The sequence below is a fragment of the Polaribacter vadi genome (genome assembly GCF_001761365.1).
GTDB classification, from domain to species: domain Bacteria; phylum Bacteroidota; class Bacteroidia; order Flavobacteriales; family Flavobacteriaceae; genus Polaribacter; species Polaribacter vadi.
Genome location: NZ_CP017477.1, coordinates 1709391 through 1728361, shown reverse-complemented (window position 1 = coordinate 1728361; position 18971 = coordinate 1709391). Strand labels below are relative to the sequence as shown.

Annotated in this window: 15 protein-coding genes; 6 read left to right on the top strand and 9 right to left on the bottom strand. The window is 26.3% G+C overall.

Annotated features, from left to right (window positions below):
• Nucleotides 1–40: 40 nt before the first annotated feature.
• The 4 genes from LPB03_RS07725 (at nucleotide 41) to LPB03_RS07710 (ending at nucleotide 7354) form a co-directional block, all read left to right on the top strand.
• Nucleotides 41–4825 (top strand): PAS domain S-box protein, encoded by a 4785-nt coding sequence (locus LPB03_RS07725; RefSeq protein WP_065317759.1) that lies wholly within the window; start codon nucleotides 41–43, stop codon nucleotides 4823–4825.
• A complete protein-coding gene (locus LPB03_RS07720) occupies nucleotides 4822–5463 on the top strand; it encodes a response regulator (protein ID WP_065317758.1) in 642 nt (213 codons plus the stop codon). Before LPB03_RS07725 ends, LPB03_RS07720 begins: the two co-directional genes overlap by 4 nt.
• A 157-nt stretch (nucleotides 5464–5620) precedes the next feature.
• Nucleotides 5621–5983, top strand: coding sequence for a response regulator (locus tag LPB03_RS07715; RefSeq protein WP_065317757.1), 363 nt, complete (start codon nucleotides 5621–5623; stop codon nucleotides 5981–5983).
• Between the two features lie 339 nt (nucleotides 5984–6322).
• Nucleotides 6323–7354 (top strand): helix-turn-helix domain-containing protein, encoded by a 1032-nt coding sequence (locus LPB03_RS07710; protein ID WP_065317756.1) that lies wholly within the window; start codon nucleotides 6323–6325, stop codon nucleotides 7352–7354.
• Nucleotides 7355–7361: 7 nt separating this feature from the next.
• Here the strand turns inward: LPB03_RS07710 and LPB03_RS07705 are convergent, their stop codons facing one another.
• Nucleotides 7362–8807, bottom strand: a complete 1446-nt coding sequence (locus LPB03_RS07705) for a BLUF domain-containing protein (RefSeq protein WP_065317755.1) — start codon at nucleotides 8805–8807, stop codon at nucleotides 7362–7364.
• A gap of 245 nt (nucleotides 8808–9052) precedes the next feature.
• Here LPB03_RS07705 and LPB03_RS07700 point away from each other — a divergent pair, with 245 nt between their 5' ends.
• On the top strand, nucleotides 9053–9511 hold the full coding sequence (locus tag LPB03_RS07700) for a DUF2383 domain-containing protein (RefSeq protein ID WP_065317754.1): 459 nt from the start codon (nucleotides 9053–9055) through the stop codon (nucleotides 9509–9511).
• A gap of 119 nt (nucleotides 9512–9630) precedes the next feature.
• Here the strand turns inward: LPB03_RS07700 and LPB03_RS07695 are convergent, their stop codons facing one another.
• From LPB03_RS07695 to LPB03_RS07675, 5 genes are all read right to left on the bottom strand, one after another.
• Entirely contained in the window at nucleotides 9631–9954 is a 324-nt protein-coding gene (locus LPB03_RS07695; RefSeq protein WP_065317753.1) for a hypothetical protein, read from the bottom strand.
• Nucleotides 9955–9966: 12 nt separating this feature from the next.
• Nucleotides 9967–10521: a hypothetical protein gene (locus LPB03_RS07690; RefSeq protein ID WP_065317752.1), complete on the bottom strand. Its 555-nt coding sequence runs from the start codon at nucleotides 10519–10521 to the stop codon at nucleotides 9967–9969.
• A gap of 189 nt (nucleotides 10522–10710) precedes the next feature.
• Nucleotides 10711–12492 (bottom strand): sensor histidine kinase, encoded by a 1782-nt coding sequence (locus LPB03_RS07685; protein ID WP_065317751.1) that lies wholly within the window; start codon nucleotides 12490–12492, stop codon nucleotides 10711–10713.
• The gene (locus LPB03_RS07680) at nucleotides 12492–12938 is read right to left on the bottom strand and encodes a response regulator (RefSeq protein ID WP_065317750.1); all 447 of its coding nucleotides are present in this window, start codon (nucleotides 12936–12938) and stop codon (nucleotides 12492–12494) included. Before LPB03_RS07680 ends, LPB03_RS07685 begins: the two co-directional genes overlap by 1 nt.
• 3 nt (nucleotides 12939–12941) lie before the next feature.
• A complete protein-coding gene (locus LPB03_RS07675; RefSeq protein WP_065317749.1) occupies nucleotides 12942–13499 on the bottom strand; it encodes a helix-turn-helix domain-containing protein in 558 nt (185 codons plus the stop codon).
• A 121-nt stretch (nucleotides 13500–13620) separates the two neighbouring features.
• On the opposite strand from LPB03_RS07675, the gene LPB03_RS07670 reads away from it, so the two are divergent.
• Nucleotides 13621–14796 carry a DUF3095 domain-containing protein gene (locus LPB03_RS07670; RefSeq protein ID WP_065317748.1) on the top strand — a complete coding sequence of 392 codons (1176 nt, stop codon included), beginning with the start codon at nucleotides 13621–13623 and terminating at the stop codon, nucleotides 14794–14796.
• 40 nt (nucleotides 14797–14836) lie between these two features.
• Here LPB03_RS07670 and LPB03_RS07665 read toward each other — a convergent pair whose 3' ends face one another.
• From LPB03_RS07665 to LPB03_RS07655, 3 genes are all read right to left on the bottom strand, one after another.
• Nucleotides 14837–15847, bottom strand: coding sequence for a helix-turn-helix domain-containing protein (locus LPB03_RS07665; protein WP_065317747.1), 1011 nt, complete (start codon nucleotides 15845–15847; stop codon nucleotides 14837–14839).
• A 272-nt stretch (nucleotides 15848–16119) separates the two neighbouring features.
• Nucleotides 16120–16569 carry an acyl-CoA thioesterase gene (locus LPB03_RS07660; RefSeq protein WP_065317746.1) on the bottom strand — a complete coding sequence of 150 codons (450 nt, stop codon included), beginning with the start codon at nucleotides 16567–16569 and terminating at the stop codon, nucleotides 16120–16122.
• A 69-nt stretch (nucleotides 16570–16638) separates the two neighbouring features.
• Nucleotides 16639–18777, bottom strand: coding sequence for a carboxy terminal-processing peptidase (locus LPB03_RS07655; RefSeq protein ID WP_065317745.1), 2139 nt, complete (start codon nucleotides 18775–18777; stop codon nucleotides 16639–16641).
• Between the last annotated feature and the right edge of the window lie 194 nt (nucleotides 18778–18971).

Sequence of the window (18971 nt, the reverse complement as noted above, 5' to 3'; positions counted from 1 at the left end):
TTTTTTTTTGTATTTTTAAATCCCCTTATTTTTAAAACATATGATATTAAAACAATACTCTAATAAATTAGTATCTTCCACTAGTATTGCTGTAATTTATTTTATAATTTGTTCTCTATACATTATCTTTTCAGATAAGTTTTTATTGTTCTTTTTTGAAGAAAACATTTCTAATGAAGCCTTAAGTGAAATGCAATCTTATAAAGGTGTATTTTTTGTTTTAGTGAGCTCTATTCTTATCTATTTTGCTCTAAAGAAAAGGGATAAAAAGGTAAAAGATTATACTGCGATTCTTAAAAAAAATCAAAAACAATATCAGGATCTTTTTGAAAATATGTCTCATGGAGTTATTTATGCAACACCAGAAGGTATTGTTACTTCCGTAAACAAATCTACTTTAAACATTTTAGAAATAAGTGAAAAAGAAATGATTGGAAAATCTCTTTTTGACCCTGCTTGGAAATCAATAAATAGAAATGGGGAAAGTTTAGATTTATATGAAATTCCTGCAAAAAGAGCTATTATAAGTAAAAAACCCGTACGTAATATTATTGCTGGCGCAATTAATTTCAAAACTGGTTTGTATGTTTGGTTAAAAGTTAATGCAATACCTGAGTTTCGAAATGATGAAGAAGAGCCTTTTAGAGTTTGCGTAACTATAGACGATATTACAGAATTAAAAAATTATGAAGAAGATTTAGAAGCATCAAAAACAACAATTAATGAATCTCTTAAGAAAACTTTATTTAATGAGTTTTTATTGAAAGAAGCTAGTAAGTTAGCTAAAATTGGTGCTTATGAACTATATTTTGACAATCAAAAAGATTACTTTTCTCATGAACTGCATAATCTTTTTGAGTTTTCTATAAATGAGAGATTCCCTATTGAAGAAATCCCAAAATTGTTTACAGAAGAATCTAATACAATTTTACAAAAAGGAGTTGATAACTGTATGGAATTTGGCATTACAATGGATGAGGTGCTTGATTTAAAAATGCAGGATGGTAGACACCTTAAGTTTAGAGCTATCATTAAGCCAATCTATAATGAAAATAATAAAATTATTGGTAGAAGAGGAGTTCTACAAGATATTACAGAACAGAAAAAAGCAGAAGAAAAAATAGTACGAAGCGAACAACGTTTTAAAGCATTGGTTCAAGAAGGTTATGACTTATATGCAATAATTGATAGTAAAGGAACTTATACCTACATGAGTCCTTCAAGTACCAAAATTGCTGGGATACCACCTGAAGAATTTATTGGTAAAAATGCATTTGAATTTATACATACAGATGATATTGAAAATGCTCAAGAAAGTCTTAAAAAAGTAGCTACTCAAGATAGGGTTGTTATGAAACATTACAGAGCTAAAACCAATAATAATGAATATAGATGGATTGAAACTGTATTAACAAATATGCTTAACAATCCTGCAGTTAATGGTATTGTTATCAATTCAAGAGATATTACAAATGAAATTGAAGAAAAACAACATTTAAAATTATTAGAAAGTGTTATTACTCATACCAATGATGCTGTTATTATAACAGAAGCACAACCAGTTGATGAAATTGGACATAAAATTATTTATGTAAATGAAGCTTTTACTAAAATGACAGGTTACTCTGCAGTAGAAATAATAGGCAAAACACCAAGCATACTACAAGGGCCTAAATCAGATAGAGAAGAACTTACAAAATTAACAAAAGCAATCGAAAATTGGGAGCCTTGCGAAGTTACCACAACTAATTACAAAAAGAACGGAGAAGAATTTTGGACAAACTTTACAGTTATTCCTGTAGCTGATGAAAAAGGTACTTATACTCACTGGATTTCTATAGAACGAGACGTAACTGAAAGTAAACTAGCCAAAGAAAAATTAATTGAAGCTAAAGAAGAAGCAGAAAAAAGCGAATATTCTATTAGAGAGGCTGGAAGAATGGCTAAAATAGGATATTGGGCCTATGATAAAGAAAAAGATTTAATTTCTTGGTCTGATGAGATACATAAAATATACGGAACTAATTTTGAAGAAGAAATCCCAAATCTTGATGTAATTCTAAGTTTTTATACTGAAAAATCAAAAAAAGAAATTGTTGAAGCAACTATAGAGTTGGCAACAAAAGGAATTCCTTATGAGTTAGAGTTAAATTTAATCAATTCAAAAAATGAAAATATTTGGATTCGAAACTTAGGGCAACCCGTTTATAATGAAAAAAATGAAATTGTAGGTAGAAGAGGTGTATCACAAAATATTACCATAGAAAAAAATGCTCAATTAGCTTTGATAAAAGCAAAAGAAGAGGCTGAAAGAAATCAAGATACCATGAACCAAGCTAGTAAGTTAGCAAAAATAGGGTATTGGTACCAAGACCTTGTTAAGAATACACTTACTTGGTCAGATTATATTTATCAACTCTATAAATTAAAACCAGAAGATGAAATATTAAAATATGATATAGCGAAAAGGTATTTTGATATAGAATCTCAACAAAAAATTAGCATTGCAAATAAAAAATTAGAAGAATATGGTACTCCTTACGATTTAGAATTAAGAGTTGTTTTTTCAAAAAATGAAGAACTTTGGATACGAAACATGGTACAACCTGTTTTTAACGAGCATAAAAAAATTATTGGAAAAAGAGGTGTAATACGAAATATTACAGAAGAAAAGAACTTAATAAAATTAAATAAACAAGTTGGTAGCTTAGCTAAAATAGGTATCTGGGAATTAAACTTAGTAGAAGAAACTGTTTTTTGGTCAGAAGAAGTACATTTAATTCATGGAACAGATGCTGAAAAGTATACACCTAAATTAGATGAAGCCATTAATTTCTATAGAAAAGATTTTCACGAACTTATAAAGTCTAGTATTGAAAAATGTATTTCACAGGGTAAATCTTACGATTTAGAAGCTGTTATTATAACTGTTGATAAAAAAGAACTATGGGTTCGTGTAAACTTTAAAGCAGAATTTCTTAATGATGTATGCACACGTATTTATGGTAGTATTCAGAATATCAACGAACAGAAACAAGCTGAAATTTCAGTTAAGGAAAGTGAAGCTAAATTCAGAACCATTTTTGAGATTGCCTCTTTAGGTATTGGTCAGGTTGATCCAACTAATGGCGAGATAATGTTAGTTAATTCTTATTATGAGAATATAACAGGGTATTCTGTAGATGAATTGTTAAAAATGAAATTTTCAGAACTTACACATCCTGATGATGTTGAAAAAGATTTGGAATTATTCAAAAAAGCAGCTCGTGGAGAAGGAAATTATAACAATGAAAAACGCTATATAAAAAAAGATGGCAGTATTGTTTGGGTTCGTATTCACTTGGCGTTTATAAGAGACGAAAATGGAACACCCAAAAGAACTGTAGCTATTTGTGAAGATATTACCAACCGTAAAAAAGTAGAGCGAGAAAAATTAAGATTTCAAGAAACCTTAGAAAATAGTTTGAATGAAATTTATATTTTCGATTCTGAAACCTTCAGTTTCCAATATGTTAATCAAAGTGCTTTAGTCAACTTAGGGTATACAAATCAAGAAATAGATACTATAAATCCGATAGACATAAAGCCAGATTATACAATATCTTCATTTAAGAAACTTGTTGAACCTTTAAAAAACAAGGAATTAGAGAAAATAATATTTTTTACAAATCACAAAAGAAAAGATGGTAGTATTTATCCTGTAGAAATTCACTTAAAAATAGTTGAAGATGCCAATCATAAAAATTTTATTGCTATTGTTTTAGATATTACAGAACGAAAAAAAGCACAAGAAATGTATCGATTTTTGGCAGATAATACGAATGATATTATAGCTCTCCAAGATCCTAATACAAACCTTAAATACATTAGTCCTGCTGTCGAAAATTTATTGGGTTATAAACAAGAAGAATTTCTCAAAAAACAATTTATAGAAGTAATTCACAAAGAGGATATTAATAAGATTAAAGAAGCTTTTAAAAACAAGCTCTTAAAAGGTATAACAATAGAAGCCATAATATATAGAATTCGACATAAAAAAGGTCATTTTATTTGGTTGGAAACCTTAATTTCTCCAATAATTGAAGATAATAAAATTGCTTCTTTAATCTCAACAAGTAGAGATATTACACAATGGATGTCTGCAAAAAAAGAAATAGAAGAATACCAATCTTCTCTTCAAAAATTAACTAGCGAAATTTCTTTAATCGAGGAAAAACAAAAAAAAGAAATTGCAGCAAACATCCACGACCATTTAAGTCAATCTTTAGTAATCTCAAAAATGAGAATTACGGATTTAGAAAAGAAAACCGAACTAAAAAATATTTATAAAGACCTTGAATTTATTAAATCGCATATTTCTAACGCTTTAGAAAATAGTCGTAAAATTACGTATGAGCTATCACCACCTGTATTATATCAGTTAGGGATAGTAGATGCCTTAGATTGGTACGCAGAAGAAACAGAAAATAAATATGGCATCAAATTTAAATTTAATAGTAATGTAGATGCTGTTAAACTTAGTGATTTCAAATCAATTTTAATATTTCGCTGTATTCAAGAAGCGGTTACAAACACCATAAAATATGCGGAAGCCTCTTTAATAACCTTAGAGTTAATTAAAGATAAAAATGCAGTTGATATTTTATTTACAGATAATGGAAAAGGTTTTGATACTACTGTGTTAAAAGCAAGTGGAAGTTCAAATTCTGGTTTTGGTTTATTTGCAGTAAATGAACGTATTAGAAGTATGAATGGAACAATAACAATAAAATCAGAAATAAAAGTTGGAACAAAGATTAAAATTTATATACCTTTAGAATTATGAATCCCTCAAGAAAAATAACTATTATTTTAGTTGATGATCATCAAATGTTACGTGATGGTTTAAGAAATCTTATTGAACAAAAAGCAAATTTGCAAATTCTTGGTGAAGCTTCAAATGGAAGAGAAGCCATTAAATTATGTGCAAAATTAAATCCAGATGTAGTAATTACAGATGTTTCTATGCCTAATTTAAATGGCATTGAATCTGCAAAACAAATTCTTAAAGGGAATCCAGAAATTAAAATTATTGGGCTTTCTATGCATGCCAATAGAAAATTTGTACAAGCCATGTTTCAAGCAGGAGGTTATGGATATTTATTAAAAGACGGCGATGTAAGCGAATTAATAACTGCAATTACTACTGTAATGCAAAATAGAAAATACCTATCTAAAAATATAAATCAGGATTATTTACATTCTTTAAATGAAGAAGAAGATTTAAATAAAATAAGCTCTAGAGAAACCGAAGTTTTACAGCTTTTAACAGAAGGAAAATCATCTAAAGAAATAGCTGAACTTTTATTTCTTAGTCCTAAAACAGTAGATGTTCATAGAAATAATTTAATGAAAAAGTTAGAGTTATACACCATACCTGAACTTACAAAATATGCAATTCGTGAAGGTTTAACAACCTTATAATGGATCAAATAAAATTCTAGTGAAAACAAATAATTAAAATACTTTCTTTATGCTTTATGTGTAAGCTTCTAATAGTTAAGATCAACAAATAAGGATTTTGCTTACCTATTAAAAATTCATTTAATAATATATTTGAATTTTAAATAAAATTAAAATTTTGACAACAAATAAAATTAATCTTTTACTAATTGAAGATGATTTTCTTATTGGAGAAAAATTATACAATACTGCAAAAGACCTACAGAACATTAATAAAATAAATTTATCTGTAAATTTAGAAGAAGCAAAAACAAGGTTAATGCTTACAGACTACGATTTTATTGTTCTAGATTTAAATTTACCTGATGGTAATGGAATAGAATTGCTAAAGTGGCTTAAAGAAAAAAAGAAACCTGTAAAAGTTTTTATATTTTCTATTAATATAGAATTAAAAAGGATTTGTTTAAAAAATGGTGCAACAGCTTTTTTTGACAAATCTCAAGATTTCGATGCACTAATCGATACTCTTAAAAAATTATAATTTTTAACAAATTCGTTTTTCTATTAATGAGCGAAAGTAAATTAGCTCAAAAAAATGAAGAAAGAATAAAAGCTAAACTTTAGGGGGATAGTCTAGCTTTTATAAAAGATTAGGGGGAATATCTATTAATACTCTCAAATATAGGTTATATTCAAGCATTATCACATAAGCAATATCCCTAAATTAAAGCTATCGTTTATAAGGTAGAAAAATTATAAACGCTATTTTTTATTAGATATAGATTTTTAAAAAAAACTTGTAATTGATATGAATCTATAATATTCCTCCAAGTTTTTAACATAAAAAATTAAAAATGTATATTGCGCAAAAAAAATAAACATGCCCCAGAAAATTGCTGTAGAAGACCATTTTGTAGAAGATATTGTTAAAGAAATGGCAATAATTATGGGTGCTGATTTTATAGAAGAAGATAATATTACTTCTTTTAAAATTCCAGAAATTAATGGAACTGGAGAAGTTTCAGCAGTACAATTTGCATCAGGTTTAGGGATTATGAATTCAGATTATAAGCTAAAAGAAGATTTGGTTTTAAAAATGAATAAAAATAGAATTAATCCTCTAAAATTTGTTTTTAATTTAGGAGATACGTTTTATCATAACTTTGGAAAAGATGGTGATTTTGAAAGTATTCCTAAATATAGTGGAGCTATTATTGGAAGTTCTATTGGTAAAACTCATTCTTTTAAAATTCCAAAAGACAAAAATATACATATCTTCAGTTTAGAATTAAATAGAAATTTATTTGAACATAAATTGGCTTCTTTTAAGTTTGATTTAGGAGATGAATTAAGCAAACTGTTGAGAGATGTAAAAGCAATAAATCCTTTTTTCTATACGTATCCTTTTGGTTCAGAAGAGTTTGAAATGATAAATAGAATACTACATAATACCAAAAAAGGTTTTATTGGATCTCTATATAAAGAAGGAGTAACATATACAATTTTATCAAATACTTTAGAAACTTATTTAGGGAATACGCTTGAAGATCATACAGATACACTTTCAGAAAAAGAGATAGATCAAATAATTCATATCTCTAAATACGTTGAAGATAATTTAAGCGATTTACCAACTATTGAAGAAATTGCTAATAAAAATTTTATATCAGAAAGTAAACTTCAAAAATTATTTAATATTTATTATAGTTGCTCTGTACACGATTTTACTCGAAATAAAAGGCTAGATCAAGCAAGAACTTTACTAGAGAAATCTAAACTAACAATTGCAGAAATTGCAGACGAATTAGGCATTAAAAGTAATAGCTATTTTTCTAAAATATTTAAAGAAAGATATGGAGTTACGCCATCTAAATATAAAAATTCTAGATTATCTGAAATTAGAATTTATTAAAAACCATTTATAAATCTATTTCTTGGTTTACAATTAAAAAATTTCTAGCTTTTTCCCACATATATTTATTTGCTATCGGGTTTTTAACATCTGTTAAAGCTAAGAAATCCATAGGTAAAATTTCAAACTTTTCATTGATTTCTAAATTAGTAAAATCTCCTTTTATCAAACTCATATTCCATTCTTTAAAGGTTCTCCCTGATTTAACACCTTCAAATAAAACAGTTAAATTAAAGTTTCTTGAATCGTTTTTAATAGTTTCAATTAGTTTTAAAATCTCAGTTTTTGGTCCTTCTAAAATTTGGAAAAAAAAGTTATTATGATAAATAAGACAACCAGTAATGTCTAATTTTTTATTTTTTTCTTTAGCAATATTTAAAATATTTTCTAAATCTTTTTGTTGAATTCCTTCACTAACTTGAGAAGAATAAGATAATTGAAATGTTGGATTGCTTAAATGATGGTATTTCTTATAATCTTTAGGAGTTAAGCCATACTTTTTATAAAAAATTTTAGAAAAATAACTTCTACTGTTTAAACCAATTTTATAAACAATTTCAGAAATCGATAAATCTGAATTTTCTAAAAGCTCTTTAGCTTTTAAAATTCTAAGGTTTGCTATAAACTTATTTACGGTTTCATTAAAGAAAAATTGGAACCCTTTTTGAATTTTCTTTTGATTTAAACCACTCATAATTGTAAGTGATTTTAACGAAATTTCTTCATTTAAATTATTACTAATATATTCACTTAATTGAATAATCTTAAATGTTTCTAATTTAGATAAAGTACTTTTCTGCTCTACATTTTTTAAGTCTTTTTTACGATTTGAATATTGTAAAGAAAGTATTTCAAAAACAGCAGCTTCATTTATTAATCTATTAGAAAGACCAGAAAGATTCGTGCCTACTAAAGTTTCTACAAATGGAGATGTTGCACTAGAAATTTCACCAAAGTAAGAATATTCTTTTGTTCTACTTATGGTAGATAATATATTCTCTAATAAATTAGAAAGTTGACTTTTATTACTCAACTCTTTTGAGAGCTCTTTAATACTAACGATGGTAATAATGCTAAATTTAGCTCTACTTTTTTCAGGAATACTTATTTTGCTAGATTTATTTTTTTTACTCCCAACAATAACGTTTTGAAGTCTATGTATAATTTTTACTTTTTTCTTATCTTCAAATTGATGTTCTAAACTACCTTCTACACAAAATATAAAATGCAAACAATTTTTAGCTTTATAAAGGTTTTTAAGTGTAATTCTTCTTTTTGCGGTTAAATTAAAAGTAATAACTTCTAATCCAGGAAATAGTTTAAATGCTTTTGCATTACCTAACCCAAAATCATTCTTAAAAGTTAAAAAACCGCCATTTTGGTTTTCTATAAAATCTCCTTCAATCTTAAAAGAAAATTTTCTTAAAGAATCTATTGAGTTAATTGTATCCATTAAAGTCTAATATTTTTTACGAAAATATTTATATAAATAATAAAAAACAAACAATATAGAGTTTTCTAATGACATTTTAGAGTATATATTACAGACTAAAAATACTGTATAACAAATATTAAATATAGAATTTAAGTTTTTTTATGGCTGAAATACGTTATCAATTTTCTCTAAAATGCTAAAGTGAATCGCTTTTAAAGAGTAGTTTTGTTGCGTAGTTAATTGGCTACATTAAAAATTGTACTATGTTAAAGCAATTGGAATTAAATTTGTTTTTAGATTCTTTTTTAGAAAATTCTATTCAAAAAGAAATTGGGTATTTAAAAATGTCTGAATGTGTTGAGAATTCATACTTAAAACCTGTTCTTAAAAAAAAGCATTTAGAGTCTTGCCAACATTCAATGGATTTAAAAAAATGTTTATTAGAATCGAATATTGCACCATCAAAAAAGTCTTATGGAACAGGTTTAAAATTTGAAAAATGGATGAATGCAAATTCTATTTTAAAAATTACTGATAAAAAAAGAATGTTGAATGAAATTATTTTAGCAGAGGAAAAATGCATTGCAGATTATAACTTGCTACTAATAAATAATGATTTACCAGTAAGTTTAAGAACTATAATTAATAATCAAAAAAAATCTGTAGAAAAGAGTTTGTTAGAGCTTAAAAATTATTCTCTTTTAGAAGGAATTTTATTGTAATAAATAGCGAATAAAAGTACTTTTTCAAGTATTTAAATTCAGCTTCTATCAAAACTAAAAAACCTTTAAGTTAAATCTTAAAGGTTTTTAAATTTTTATATTGTAAATAAACATACTATTTATTCTTTTAACGTTATTTTTATTACAGCTTTAGAATCACAAACATTATTTTTAAGTTTATTAGGTGCAATTTGTAACTCGAAAGTTTTACCAACATAACTATTTGGCGCTAATTCAAAGTCTTTAAAAAGTTTGTTTTCATTATCTTCAATAGTTATTGCTTTTTCATCAGTATCTGTAAAAAAATATAAATTTCCTTCATTTCCATCAAATACTGCTTCATCAATCTCTATACTATTATTGGTATGTATTTTGTTCAAATCTACATTTGTAGTTGATATAAACATAACAATGGTTCCTAAAAAAGTGGCTAAATATTTCATGATTTTTATTTTTTATATAGTTAAAAATTTGGTTTCAATTTCGTGTATAGATTTCAAATTAGTATCTATTAAAGGTATTATTGAGTCTGTTAACTCTAAAATTATTTTATTCGATGAACTCTTTTTTAGTGAATTTACAAGTTCTCTTTGCTTTATAACTTTACTTTGAATCATCTCAATTTTTTCTTCAAAAACAAGCTTATCATCTAATTTTTGAATTGATTCTCCATTATTATAAGGTACAGAAACCATAATTGCAGAAGAAGCTAATTTAATTTCATCTAAGATTTTAATATGTTTCGTTTTTAAATTATTAATAATTGTTCTTTTTGGTTCTTCCAGTTCAGAATTTTCAACATTTTTACAAATATCAATTACTTCAATAACTGTTTTACTTGTATTAACCAGTAGCTTGGCTTGTTCTTTACTTGTTTTTATTCTTTCAACAGAATTTTTTGATGATTTTTCTTTTTCATCATTTTTATTAACAATATAATTACAAGAGTAAAGCGTTAAGATGGTTATTAAAATTAAAACAGCGTGTGTTTTTTTACTAATTCTATACATAATACTAATTGAAATTTTATACTACAAAGATCAGTATAAACTCAACTTTCTATGTTACATGTTTTTTTAGGACAGTTATAAAATTCCCATATATAAGATTTTAAATGATAAAAACCTTAAAGCTATTATTACTTAATTTTAATCAAATGAAAAAAATTATTTCGTGAAGAATAAATTAATATACAACTATTAAATAGGCAAGTAAACTTCAAATGTGGCTCCTTTATCTGGAGTTCCGTTTGCAAAAATATAACCTTTATGGTTTTCTACTATTTTTTTACAAATTGATAAACCAATTCCTGTTCCAGAAAAATCGCTTTTTCCATGTAGTCTATTAAATAGGACAAATATTTTTTCTGCATATTCATTTTTAAAACCAATACCATTATCTGTAAATGTTAGTTTATGATAATGCTCTTTTTTTGGTTTTACTAATTTATCTTCTTCAATAGCATTTATTCTATTATATTTAATAGAAATTTCTGGTATAGAATCTCCCTTTTGATATTTTATAGAATTACTAATTAAATTAGAGAATAATTGTTGAATCTGAAACGGAATTACATACATTACAGGAAATGTATCTGAAGTTATCAAAGCGTTAGAATCGGATATTGCTTCTGCTAAATCTTGTTTTGCGCCTTCTAATATTAAATTAATATTGGCTGTTTCAAAAACTTTTTCAGATTTATTTGTTCTAGAAAATTGTAAAAGATCGTCTATTAATAAACGCATTCTTGAAGCTGCATTTTGTATTCTAGAAATATATACTTGTCCGTTTTTAGATAAATTATCAGATTCTTTATCTACTAAACGCGATAAAAATGTTTGAATTTTTCGCAAAGGTTCTTGTAAATCATGACTTGCAACATGGTTAAAAGCAGAAAGTTCTTTGTTATTTCTTTCTAATTCAGCATTTCTTTCTTCTAACAATCTAAAGCTTTCAAACTCATCAGTAACATCCGAAGTTGTACCAATTAGTTTTCTAACACCATCTAATTCTAAAACTTGCGCATAAGATTTTAAGCGTTTTATATTACCACTTTTCTGGATAACTCTAAAATGGACAAATGGTAAATGTTCATTTTCCATCATAGCTGCTACATCTTTTTCTAGTTTTTCTCTATCATCAGGATGTACATACGTCATAAAGGTATCTAAATTTGGTATAAAAGATTGAGGTTGTTCTCCTAATAAACGATACAAATTGTCAGAATAAATGTAGGTTTCTTCTTCAATATCCCAAATCCAGTTACCATGTTTGCTAATTATTTCAGATTGATTTGCAGATTCTTTAAAAGTTTCTAGTTCTTCATTATAACTTTTTAAGGATTCTATATCTTTTGTTATTTTATAATAGGCTAATAAAACAAGTGCTATTGAAAATAAAATAAGAAAAAATAAAAAAATAGGTGTTAATAATACATCAGTTTGGTAGTCTTCTTGTCTTCTTAATAATTCAACTCTTTCATGTTCAATCATTTCAGAAATTTTATTTCTAATAGCATCCATTAACTCTTTTCCCTCAAAAAAAACGGGATCAAATTTGGGACTTTCTAAATTATCATTGACAGAAAAACTTGACGATCTTTCAAAATTATTAAGTCTTTTATCAATTAAAGAACTTAAATCTTTTAAGTTGTTTTGCTGAAAATCGTTTTCTTTTGTAAGTTCTTTAAGTTCTGCAAAACTATTATTTATACTTTCTCTACTCTTAACATATGGCTCTAAATACATAGAATCATTGGTAATAATAAAACCTCTTTGCCCAGTTTCTGCATCTTTTAAATAAGAAAATATCTGCTCTAATTGCACATTAACCATATAAGTTTCTACAACTAACTCAGAAGATTTAGAAAGGTTTTTAGTTGTTTTAAAAGCAATAGCTCCTGCAACTACAATAATTAATAAAGCGATGTAGAAAGATATTTTAATAAATAAAGGAGATTTTTTTTTAATTCTTGTAATCATTATAAACGTAATAGAAAGTTATCTTTATTTAAACCATTTGTATGATATTGCCAATTTAAGGTAACAACATCAGACAATACTTTTTTTAAACTTTTAAAATCGCTTGGTTTTTTTATATAAATATTTGCGCCCAATACAAAAGTGTTTTCTACATCTTCTTCAGAGGATGATGTGGAGTATATTGCAATAGCAACATCTTTAAATTTTTCGTCAGCTCTTAATTCTTTTAAACAATCTAAGCCAGATTTTCTTGGCATATTTAAGTCCAAAAAAAGTACTTGAGGTAAAATAGCGTCTTCACTATTAAAATAATCCATTAAATAAACGCCATCGTTAAAAGTACTAACTTTGGTGTTTATTTTTAATTCATCAAAAGCTTCAGAAAAAAATAGGCGATCATCCTCATCATCATCAGCTAATACAACATTTATATAATTTTCATTCATAACTTATTTTTTAAGTAATTCTTTTCTTTTTGCTATGATTCTTTGAAAAGAAGAGGGTGTAATTCCTGTCGTTTTTTTAAATTGAGTACTTAAATGTGCAACACTTGAGTAATTTAATTTAAATGCAATTTCTGTTAAACTTAAATTTTCTTTTAATATTAATTGTTTTGTATATTCTATTTTTTGGAGAATTATAAAATTTTCTATGGATGTATAGGTAACTTCAGAAAATAAATTTGCTAAATACCCATAGCTATGATCTAATGCTTCCGATAAATATACAGAACTTTTTACATGTAAATTATTATCTGTATTAAAAACCATATCTATAATAGTATCTTTTATTTTTTGTACTAAGATACTTTTTTGGTCTTGAACTATTTCTATATGATACTCGCTTAATTTTTCAGCAAGCTCCTGCATGGTTTCTTTACTGGGAGATCCCTGCAAATCTACTTCGCCAAAACCTAGCATCGTATGTTTAATTTGTGAGTTGTTAAGTGTATTTTCTAACACCTTTGTGCAAACGGAATGCAAATCGAATTTTACAAATATTTTCATTAACTATAATTAAATTAGCGTTTTATAAACCAAAAAATCTTTCAATAAAAATAAGTAAATTAATTTTTATTAGTATAATTTTACAAGAAAATAAATAGCTATTTACCTTAATTGTTTTGTTATGAAAGATTATACTAGTTTTTATAAAAATATTACTAAAAACGAAATTTCATTAAAAGATTTATTGCAAAATGAAAACTTATTTAGCAGTGTGCCAAAGAACTGGCATATTTTAGTAACAGATGTTCAAGGATCTTCTAATGCAGTAGCAGAAGGCAAACATAATGATGTAAACTTAACAGCTACTGGAAGTATTATTGCAGTTTTAAATGCTTTAAAAAAGATAGATCCAAGTTTAAGAATTCCTTATTTTTTTGGTGGTGATGGAGCAACCTTTATGGTGCCATCATCAATTATAGATAATTTGTTGATTGTTTTAACAGATTATAGTTTGCATATTAAAAGAACTTTAGGCTTAGATTTAAGAGTTGGTAGTTTAGTTGTAGATGATGTATATCAACATAAATATACGTTAAGAATATCAAAATTAAAAGTAAACAATTACTTAACAACTCCAGTAATTCTTGGTAATGGGTTAAAATATGCTGAATCTAAAATTAAGGAAAATTTTACGAAAGAGGTAAATTTAAAAGAGGAAGAAATTAAAGTAGATTTAGAAGGGATGGAATGTAGATGGGATGAAATTTATCCTTCAGGAGACAATAAAAAAATAGTGTGTCTTTTAATTGGTGCAACTAGTGAAACAAAACAGGCAGAAATTTTTAATGAGATTATGAATGAGATAGATTACATTTTTGGAAATCTAAACAAACGTAATCCTATAACCATGAAAAATTTAAAGCTAAAACCAACTTTTGAAAAAATTAGAAAGGAAATGCACACAAGAATTGGTGTTTTTAAAAGTGCTTATTTAATGAATAATTGGCTAATAACATTTTTAGGGCAATATTATTTTAAGTTTTTCAAAGCAGGTAAATTATACTTATATAGAGTTACGCAACTTTCTGACACAATTATGTTAGATGGTTCTATAAATACTGTAATTTCTGGTGATGAAAAACAATTAGGTAAATTGAGGTTTTTTCTTGATACTTTAGAAACGCAAAAGAAAATTATTTATGGTTTTCATAAAACCTACGCTTCTATAATGTCTTGTTATGTAGAAGATAGAGAGAAAAAGCATATTCATTTTGTAGATGGTACAGAAGGTGGTTATACAACTGCTTCTGTTGAGTATAAAATAAAACAAAGAAAACAGTATATCTCTAATTTTTAGAGATATACTGTTTCTTGTAGAATAATTACTGGTTGAGTTTTTATGCAGATATTGCAACCATTTTATTATTTTTCTTATAAGTTACTGGTGAACAATTATATTTTTCTTTGAATATTTTAGAGAAATAACTTCTACTACTAAAACCTAAACTATATACAATTTCAGAGATGCTTAAATCGGTTGTAGAAATTAATTCTTCAGCTTTTGTAAGTCTTACATATTTAACATATTCACAAATTGTTAACCCATGTAAAAGTTTAAAACCTTCTTGTAATTTAGCAGCTGTTAAGCCAGATTTTCTTTCTAACTCAGTTATTTGTAAGTTAGTATCGTAATAATTTTGGATATAGTCAGACATTTCTTTAACAATACTCATTTCATTTTTAGTTAAAGATGCTGATCTAATTTCAGCATTATTAATATCTATATTATGTTGCTCAATTTCTAAAGCCAACACAACATTTACAAAACCGTTAATTAATAAAGTTCTTACAATTCCTTCATTTTTAATAGCATCAATTTGCTTTATAGTTTCAGAAATTTTAAAGTTATAAGAACCACAGTAGAAAAAATCATCTTTTTTATTGTTGATAAAAATTTCTCTTAACTTATTATTAATGCTTGAGTTTTCTGAAGTTGTATTTACAGAAATTAAGGTACTTTTTATGTTGATACCACTTTTAAGTTCTAATATATTTGAAGAAGACTCAATATTGGCAATAATACTTGTTTGAAAAGCTTCTACTGTTAATTTTTTTGATTGCTTTTCAAAAGAGTGAGAAAGTTCACCTTTACTACAATACATAAAATTAACGTTCGTTTTTGCGCTATTTGTAACAACAATATTTAAATCTTCTTTGCAAGTTAAATCGAATTCTAAAAAAGTAACCCCATTTTCTAACTCAATACCTCTAATAGTTCCTGATCCTAATTGTCTATCAATTTCGAATTCAGTTTCTTTATGATACGTTGTTAACTTTCCACCTAAATCATTTTGTAAAGTTGTAAATATTGATTTCTTATCGAACAAATTTAAATTTATAGTCTTCATGGTTGATTGTTTTCTAGTTAATAATTCTGTTTGTGTGTTACATAATAATCACACTACAAAGAAACAACCAACACCAAGGTTTTGTGTTACACAATTTTTTTGTTCTGTTATAAGATTTCAATTTTTTTGATAAAATAATCCGTAAATTCTATAAATCCTTATCATTATATATAATGATTTAAGAATAAACACATCTTTATTGTTATGTAAATCAGTTTAATAAGTGCTTTTTTAGTTATATAATTAAAAACTTATAATTATAATGTGAAGTTTTAACTTTTAGATTTTAAAACTATTTCTTCAAAATCAGCAGTTCTTTCAGCATTTATGAATAAGTCTTGTGCTTCTTTTGGAGGTGTTGTTAATTTTCTTTTTGATAAATCAATCCAAGCTCCATATACTTTTATAATAGCAGAAAGTTGTCGTGCTTCATTAAAAACTTCGTGAGTAATTTTCCAACGTTCACCATTTTTAGACAATCCATTTAGTTTCATAGTCACAGAAATATTTTCTCCTAAATGAATTTCCTTTCTAAAGGATGTGTATTCTTCAAACAAAATAGGACCAATATTATGTTTAGTAAATTCATCAATAGAAAAATTTTGAGATTTAAAATAACGTACTCTCACTTCTGCAGCATATTCATTATAAGCTGTGTGACGCATGTGTCTGTTTGGGTCAAAATCCGACCATTTTGTTGGGAATGTAATTTGGAATGTCATTTATATAAAATTAAAAAACCTGATATGTTTTAGAAACACATCAGGCTTATATTGTTATTATTTTACTTTTTAGTTTTTTACAATTTCACCTTTATCTCTTAACTTTAATTCACTTAAAACATTTAAAGCTTCAGAAACATACATGTCTTTTGCTAAGTTTTTATGCCAAGCCAATCTTTTATCAGCTAAATCTTGGTTGGTTTTAAATAAGTCTTGTTCGTATCTAGGAGATAAAAATGTTAGGTTCGATTTATAATCGAAAACAGATTTAAATTTACCTGCATCTTTTTCTTTAGCCTCACTATCTGTAAAAAAAGCTTTAGAATTTAAAGAGAAAGTAGTTTCATCCTGGCTTTTCTTTAACCATTTTGCATATTCGTTTACCAATTTAAAATTGGTATCGTTTGCAATTCTTTCTTTACTATTATATACAACATCGTTAAAATTAGCATAGGAATTAGTTTGCGTATATTTTGCTTGTGGCACTTTATCCCAAGCCAAAGCTCCATCTAAATCACGCTCACCAAACTTCATATAACTATATCTACTAGGCATTGCAATATCTGAATACACACCTTCTTTTTGTGTAGAACCTCCATTAACTCTATAAAATTTTTGAATGGTCATTTTTAAGTAACCTAAATCTTTCTCGTATTTTGGGTAAAATTGATTGATAGGTAAAATATTCTGAACAGTTCCTTTTCCATAGGTTTGGTTTCCACCTAAAATAACCGCTCTTTTATAATCTTGCATAGCTGCTGCAAATATTTCTGATGCAGATGCCGAAAATTCATTTACCAAAACCACAACAGAACCTTCCCACTGAATTTGTGGATCTATATCTTTTTTTACAACAGGATCTTCTCCTCTATATTTTACTTGAACAATAGGTCCTTGATCTATAAACAATCCAGAAATTTCAATGGCTGTTTTTAAAGAACCACCACCATTATTTCTTAAATCTACAATTAAACCAACTACACCTTCTGCTTTTAATCTTTCAATTTCCTTTTCCATATCTTTTGCAGAATCTCTGTAATTATCATCGCTAAAATCTATGTAAAAACTTGGTAAATCTATAATTGCATATTTTTTTCCATTTTTCTCTACAATGCTACTTTTTACAAAAGTTTCATCTAGTTGAACAACATCTCTAATAATAGAAATAACTTTTATAGAACCATCTAATTTTTTCTTAACTGTTAATCGTACTTCAGTTCCTTTAGGACCTTTAATAAATTTTATGGCATCATCTAAACGCATTCCAACAATATCCAGAGGCTCTTCATCTCCTTGAGCAACTTTCAAAATAATATCATCTGGTTCCAATTCTCCTTGTTTAGAAGCTGGACCACCAATTACTAAATCAGATACATGTGTATAGATTCCTTTTTTCTGCAAACGAGCTCCAATTCCTTCTAATTTTCCAGAAATAGTTTGGTCAAAACGCTCTTTAATTGTAGGATCCATATAAGTTGTATGAGGATCAAAAGCACCAACAACTGAATTTAAAAAAGTAGAAAACCAATCATCATGTTCTAATTCTTCAATTCTTATGTATAAATCGTCCATATTTTTTAGGACTTCTTTTCTTGCTTCTTTCTCTAAAGTTGCAAAAGATTTTACTTTGTAATTCTTATCTTTTTCAAGTTTATTTTTTTGTAATGCTGTTTGCTCTTCAATTCTGCTTAATGTTTGTAGTTTTAATTGCTTTCTCCAATAATCAATTAACTCATTATCATTTTTAGCAAAAGGAACTTTTTCAAAATCTAAATCAATCGTTTCGTTTTCATCAAAATTAAAAGGTTGTGCTAATAAATCTCCATAATAAGATTTTGCATTTTTAATTTTATGTAAAAAACGGCCATAGACCAATTTATAAAAAGATAAATCATCCTCTAAAAGCTGATTGTCAATTTTATATTTGTACTTAGAGAATTCCTTTAAGTCTGCTTGCGTAAAATATCTTTTACTTGGGTCTAAACCATCAATAAAACTATTATAAACAATTTCAGAAAAATCGTCGTTCATGTCTTTTACTACAAAATGACCTCTCGTTAAAATGTTTTTTAATACGTAAATTAAAACCTTATCTTTTTCAGGGTCATTATTTACATCAGAATTTACTTCAGAAGCATTTATAGATAAACTGCTTATCAATAAAAAAAATGCTAAAAAAGGAATGCTAAATCTAAATTTCGTCTTCATATATATAGTGTCGTTATTTTATTTATTTGTTACTGAACTACTAAAATAGTGCCATAATTTGTAACTGCTACAATATTAATTAAAAATTGATCTTTTTACTCTTTATAAAATGTTAAAAAGATTATCGTATAAAATAAATTATCTTTGTTCAAACAGATTCTAAATTCAATATTTAAAAACGAAATTTTAATACT

What these genes read in the sequence shown, in the direction of transcription:
- LPB03_RS07680 (WP_065317750.1), bottom strand. Translation starts at nt 12,938, where the DNA reads ATGAATGAAAATTATATAAATGTTGTATTAGCTGATGATGATGAGGAT.
- LPB03_RS07655 (WP_065317745.1), bottom strand. Translation starts at nt 18,777, where the DNA reads ATGAAGACGAAATTTAGATTTAGCATTCCTTTTTTAGCATTTTTTTTA.
- LPB03_RS07665 (WP_065317747.1), bottom strand. Translation starts at nt 15,847, where the DNA reads ATGAAGACTATAAATTTAAATTTGTTCGATAAGAAATCAATATTTACA.
- LPB03_RS07695 (WP_065317753.1), bottom strand. Translation starts at nt 9,954, where the DNA reads ATGAAATATTTAGCCACTTTTTTAGGAACCATTGTTATGTTTATATCA.
- LPB03_RS07700 (WP_065317754.1), top strand. Translation starts at nt 9,053, where the DNA reads ATGTTAAAGCAATTGGAATTAAATTTGTTTTTAGATTCTTTTTTAGAA.
- LPB03_RS07710 (WP_065317756.1), top strand. Translation starts at nt 6,323, where the DNA reads ATGCCCCAGAAAATTGCTGTAGAAGACCATTTTGTAGAAGATATTGTT.
- LPB03_RS07675 (WP_065317749.1), bottom strand. Translation starts at nt 13,499, where the DNA reads ATGAAAATATTTGTAAAATTCGATTTGCATTCCGTTTGCACAAAGGTG.
- LPB03_RS07690 (WP_065317752.1), bottom strand. Translation starts at nt 10,521, where the DNA reads ATGTATAGAATTAGTAAAAAAACACACGCTGTTTTAATTTTAATAACC.
- LPB03_RS07685 (WP_065317751.1), bottom strand. Translation starts at nt 12,492, where the DNA reads ATGATTACAAGAATTAAAAAAAAATCTCCTTTATTTATTAAAATATCT.
- LPB03_RS07670 (WP_065317748.1), top strand. Translation starts at nt 13,621, where the DNA reads ATGAAAGATTATACTAGTTTTTATAAAAATATTACTAAAAACGAAATT.
- LPB03_RS07725 (WP_065317759.1), top strand. Translation starts at nt 41, where the DNA reads ATGATATTAAAACAATACTCTAATAAATTAGTATCTTCCACTAGTATT.
- LPB03_RS07720 (WP_065317758.1), top strand. Translation starts at nt 4,822, where the DNA reads ATGAATCCCTCAAGAAAAATAACTATTATTTTAGTTGATGATCATCAA.
- LPB03_RS07705 (WP_065317755.1), bottom strand. Translation starts at nt 8,807, where the DNA reads ATGGATACAATTAACTCAATAGATTCTTTAAGAAAATTTTCTTTTAAG.
- LPB03_RS07660 (WP_065317746.1), bottom strand. Translation starts at nt 16,569, where the DNA reads ATGACATTCCAAATTACATTCCCAACAAAATGGTCGGATTTTGACCCA.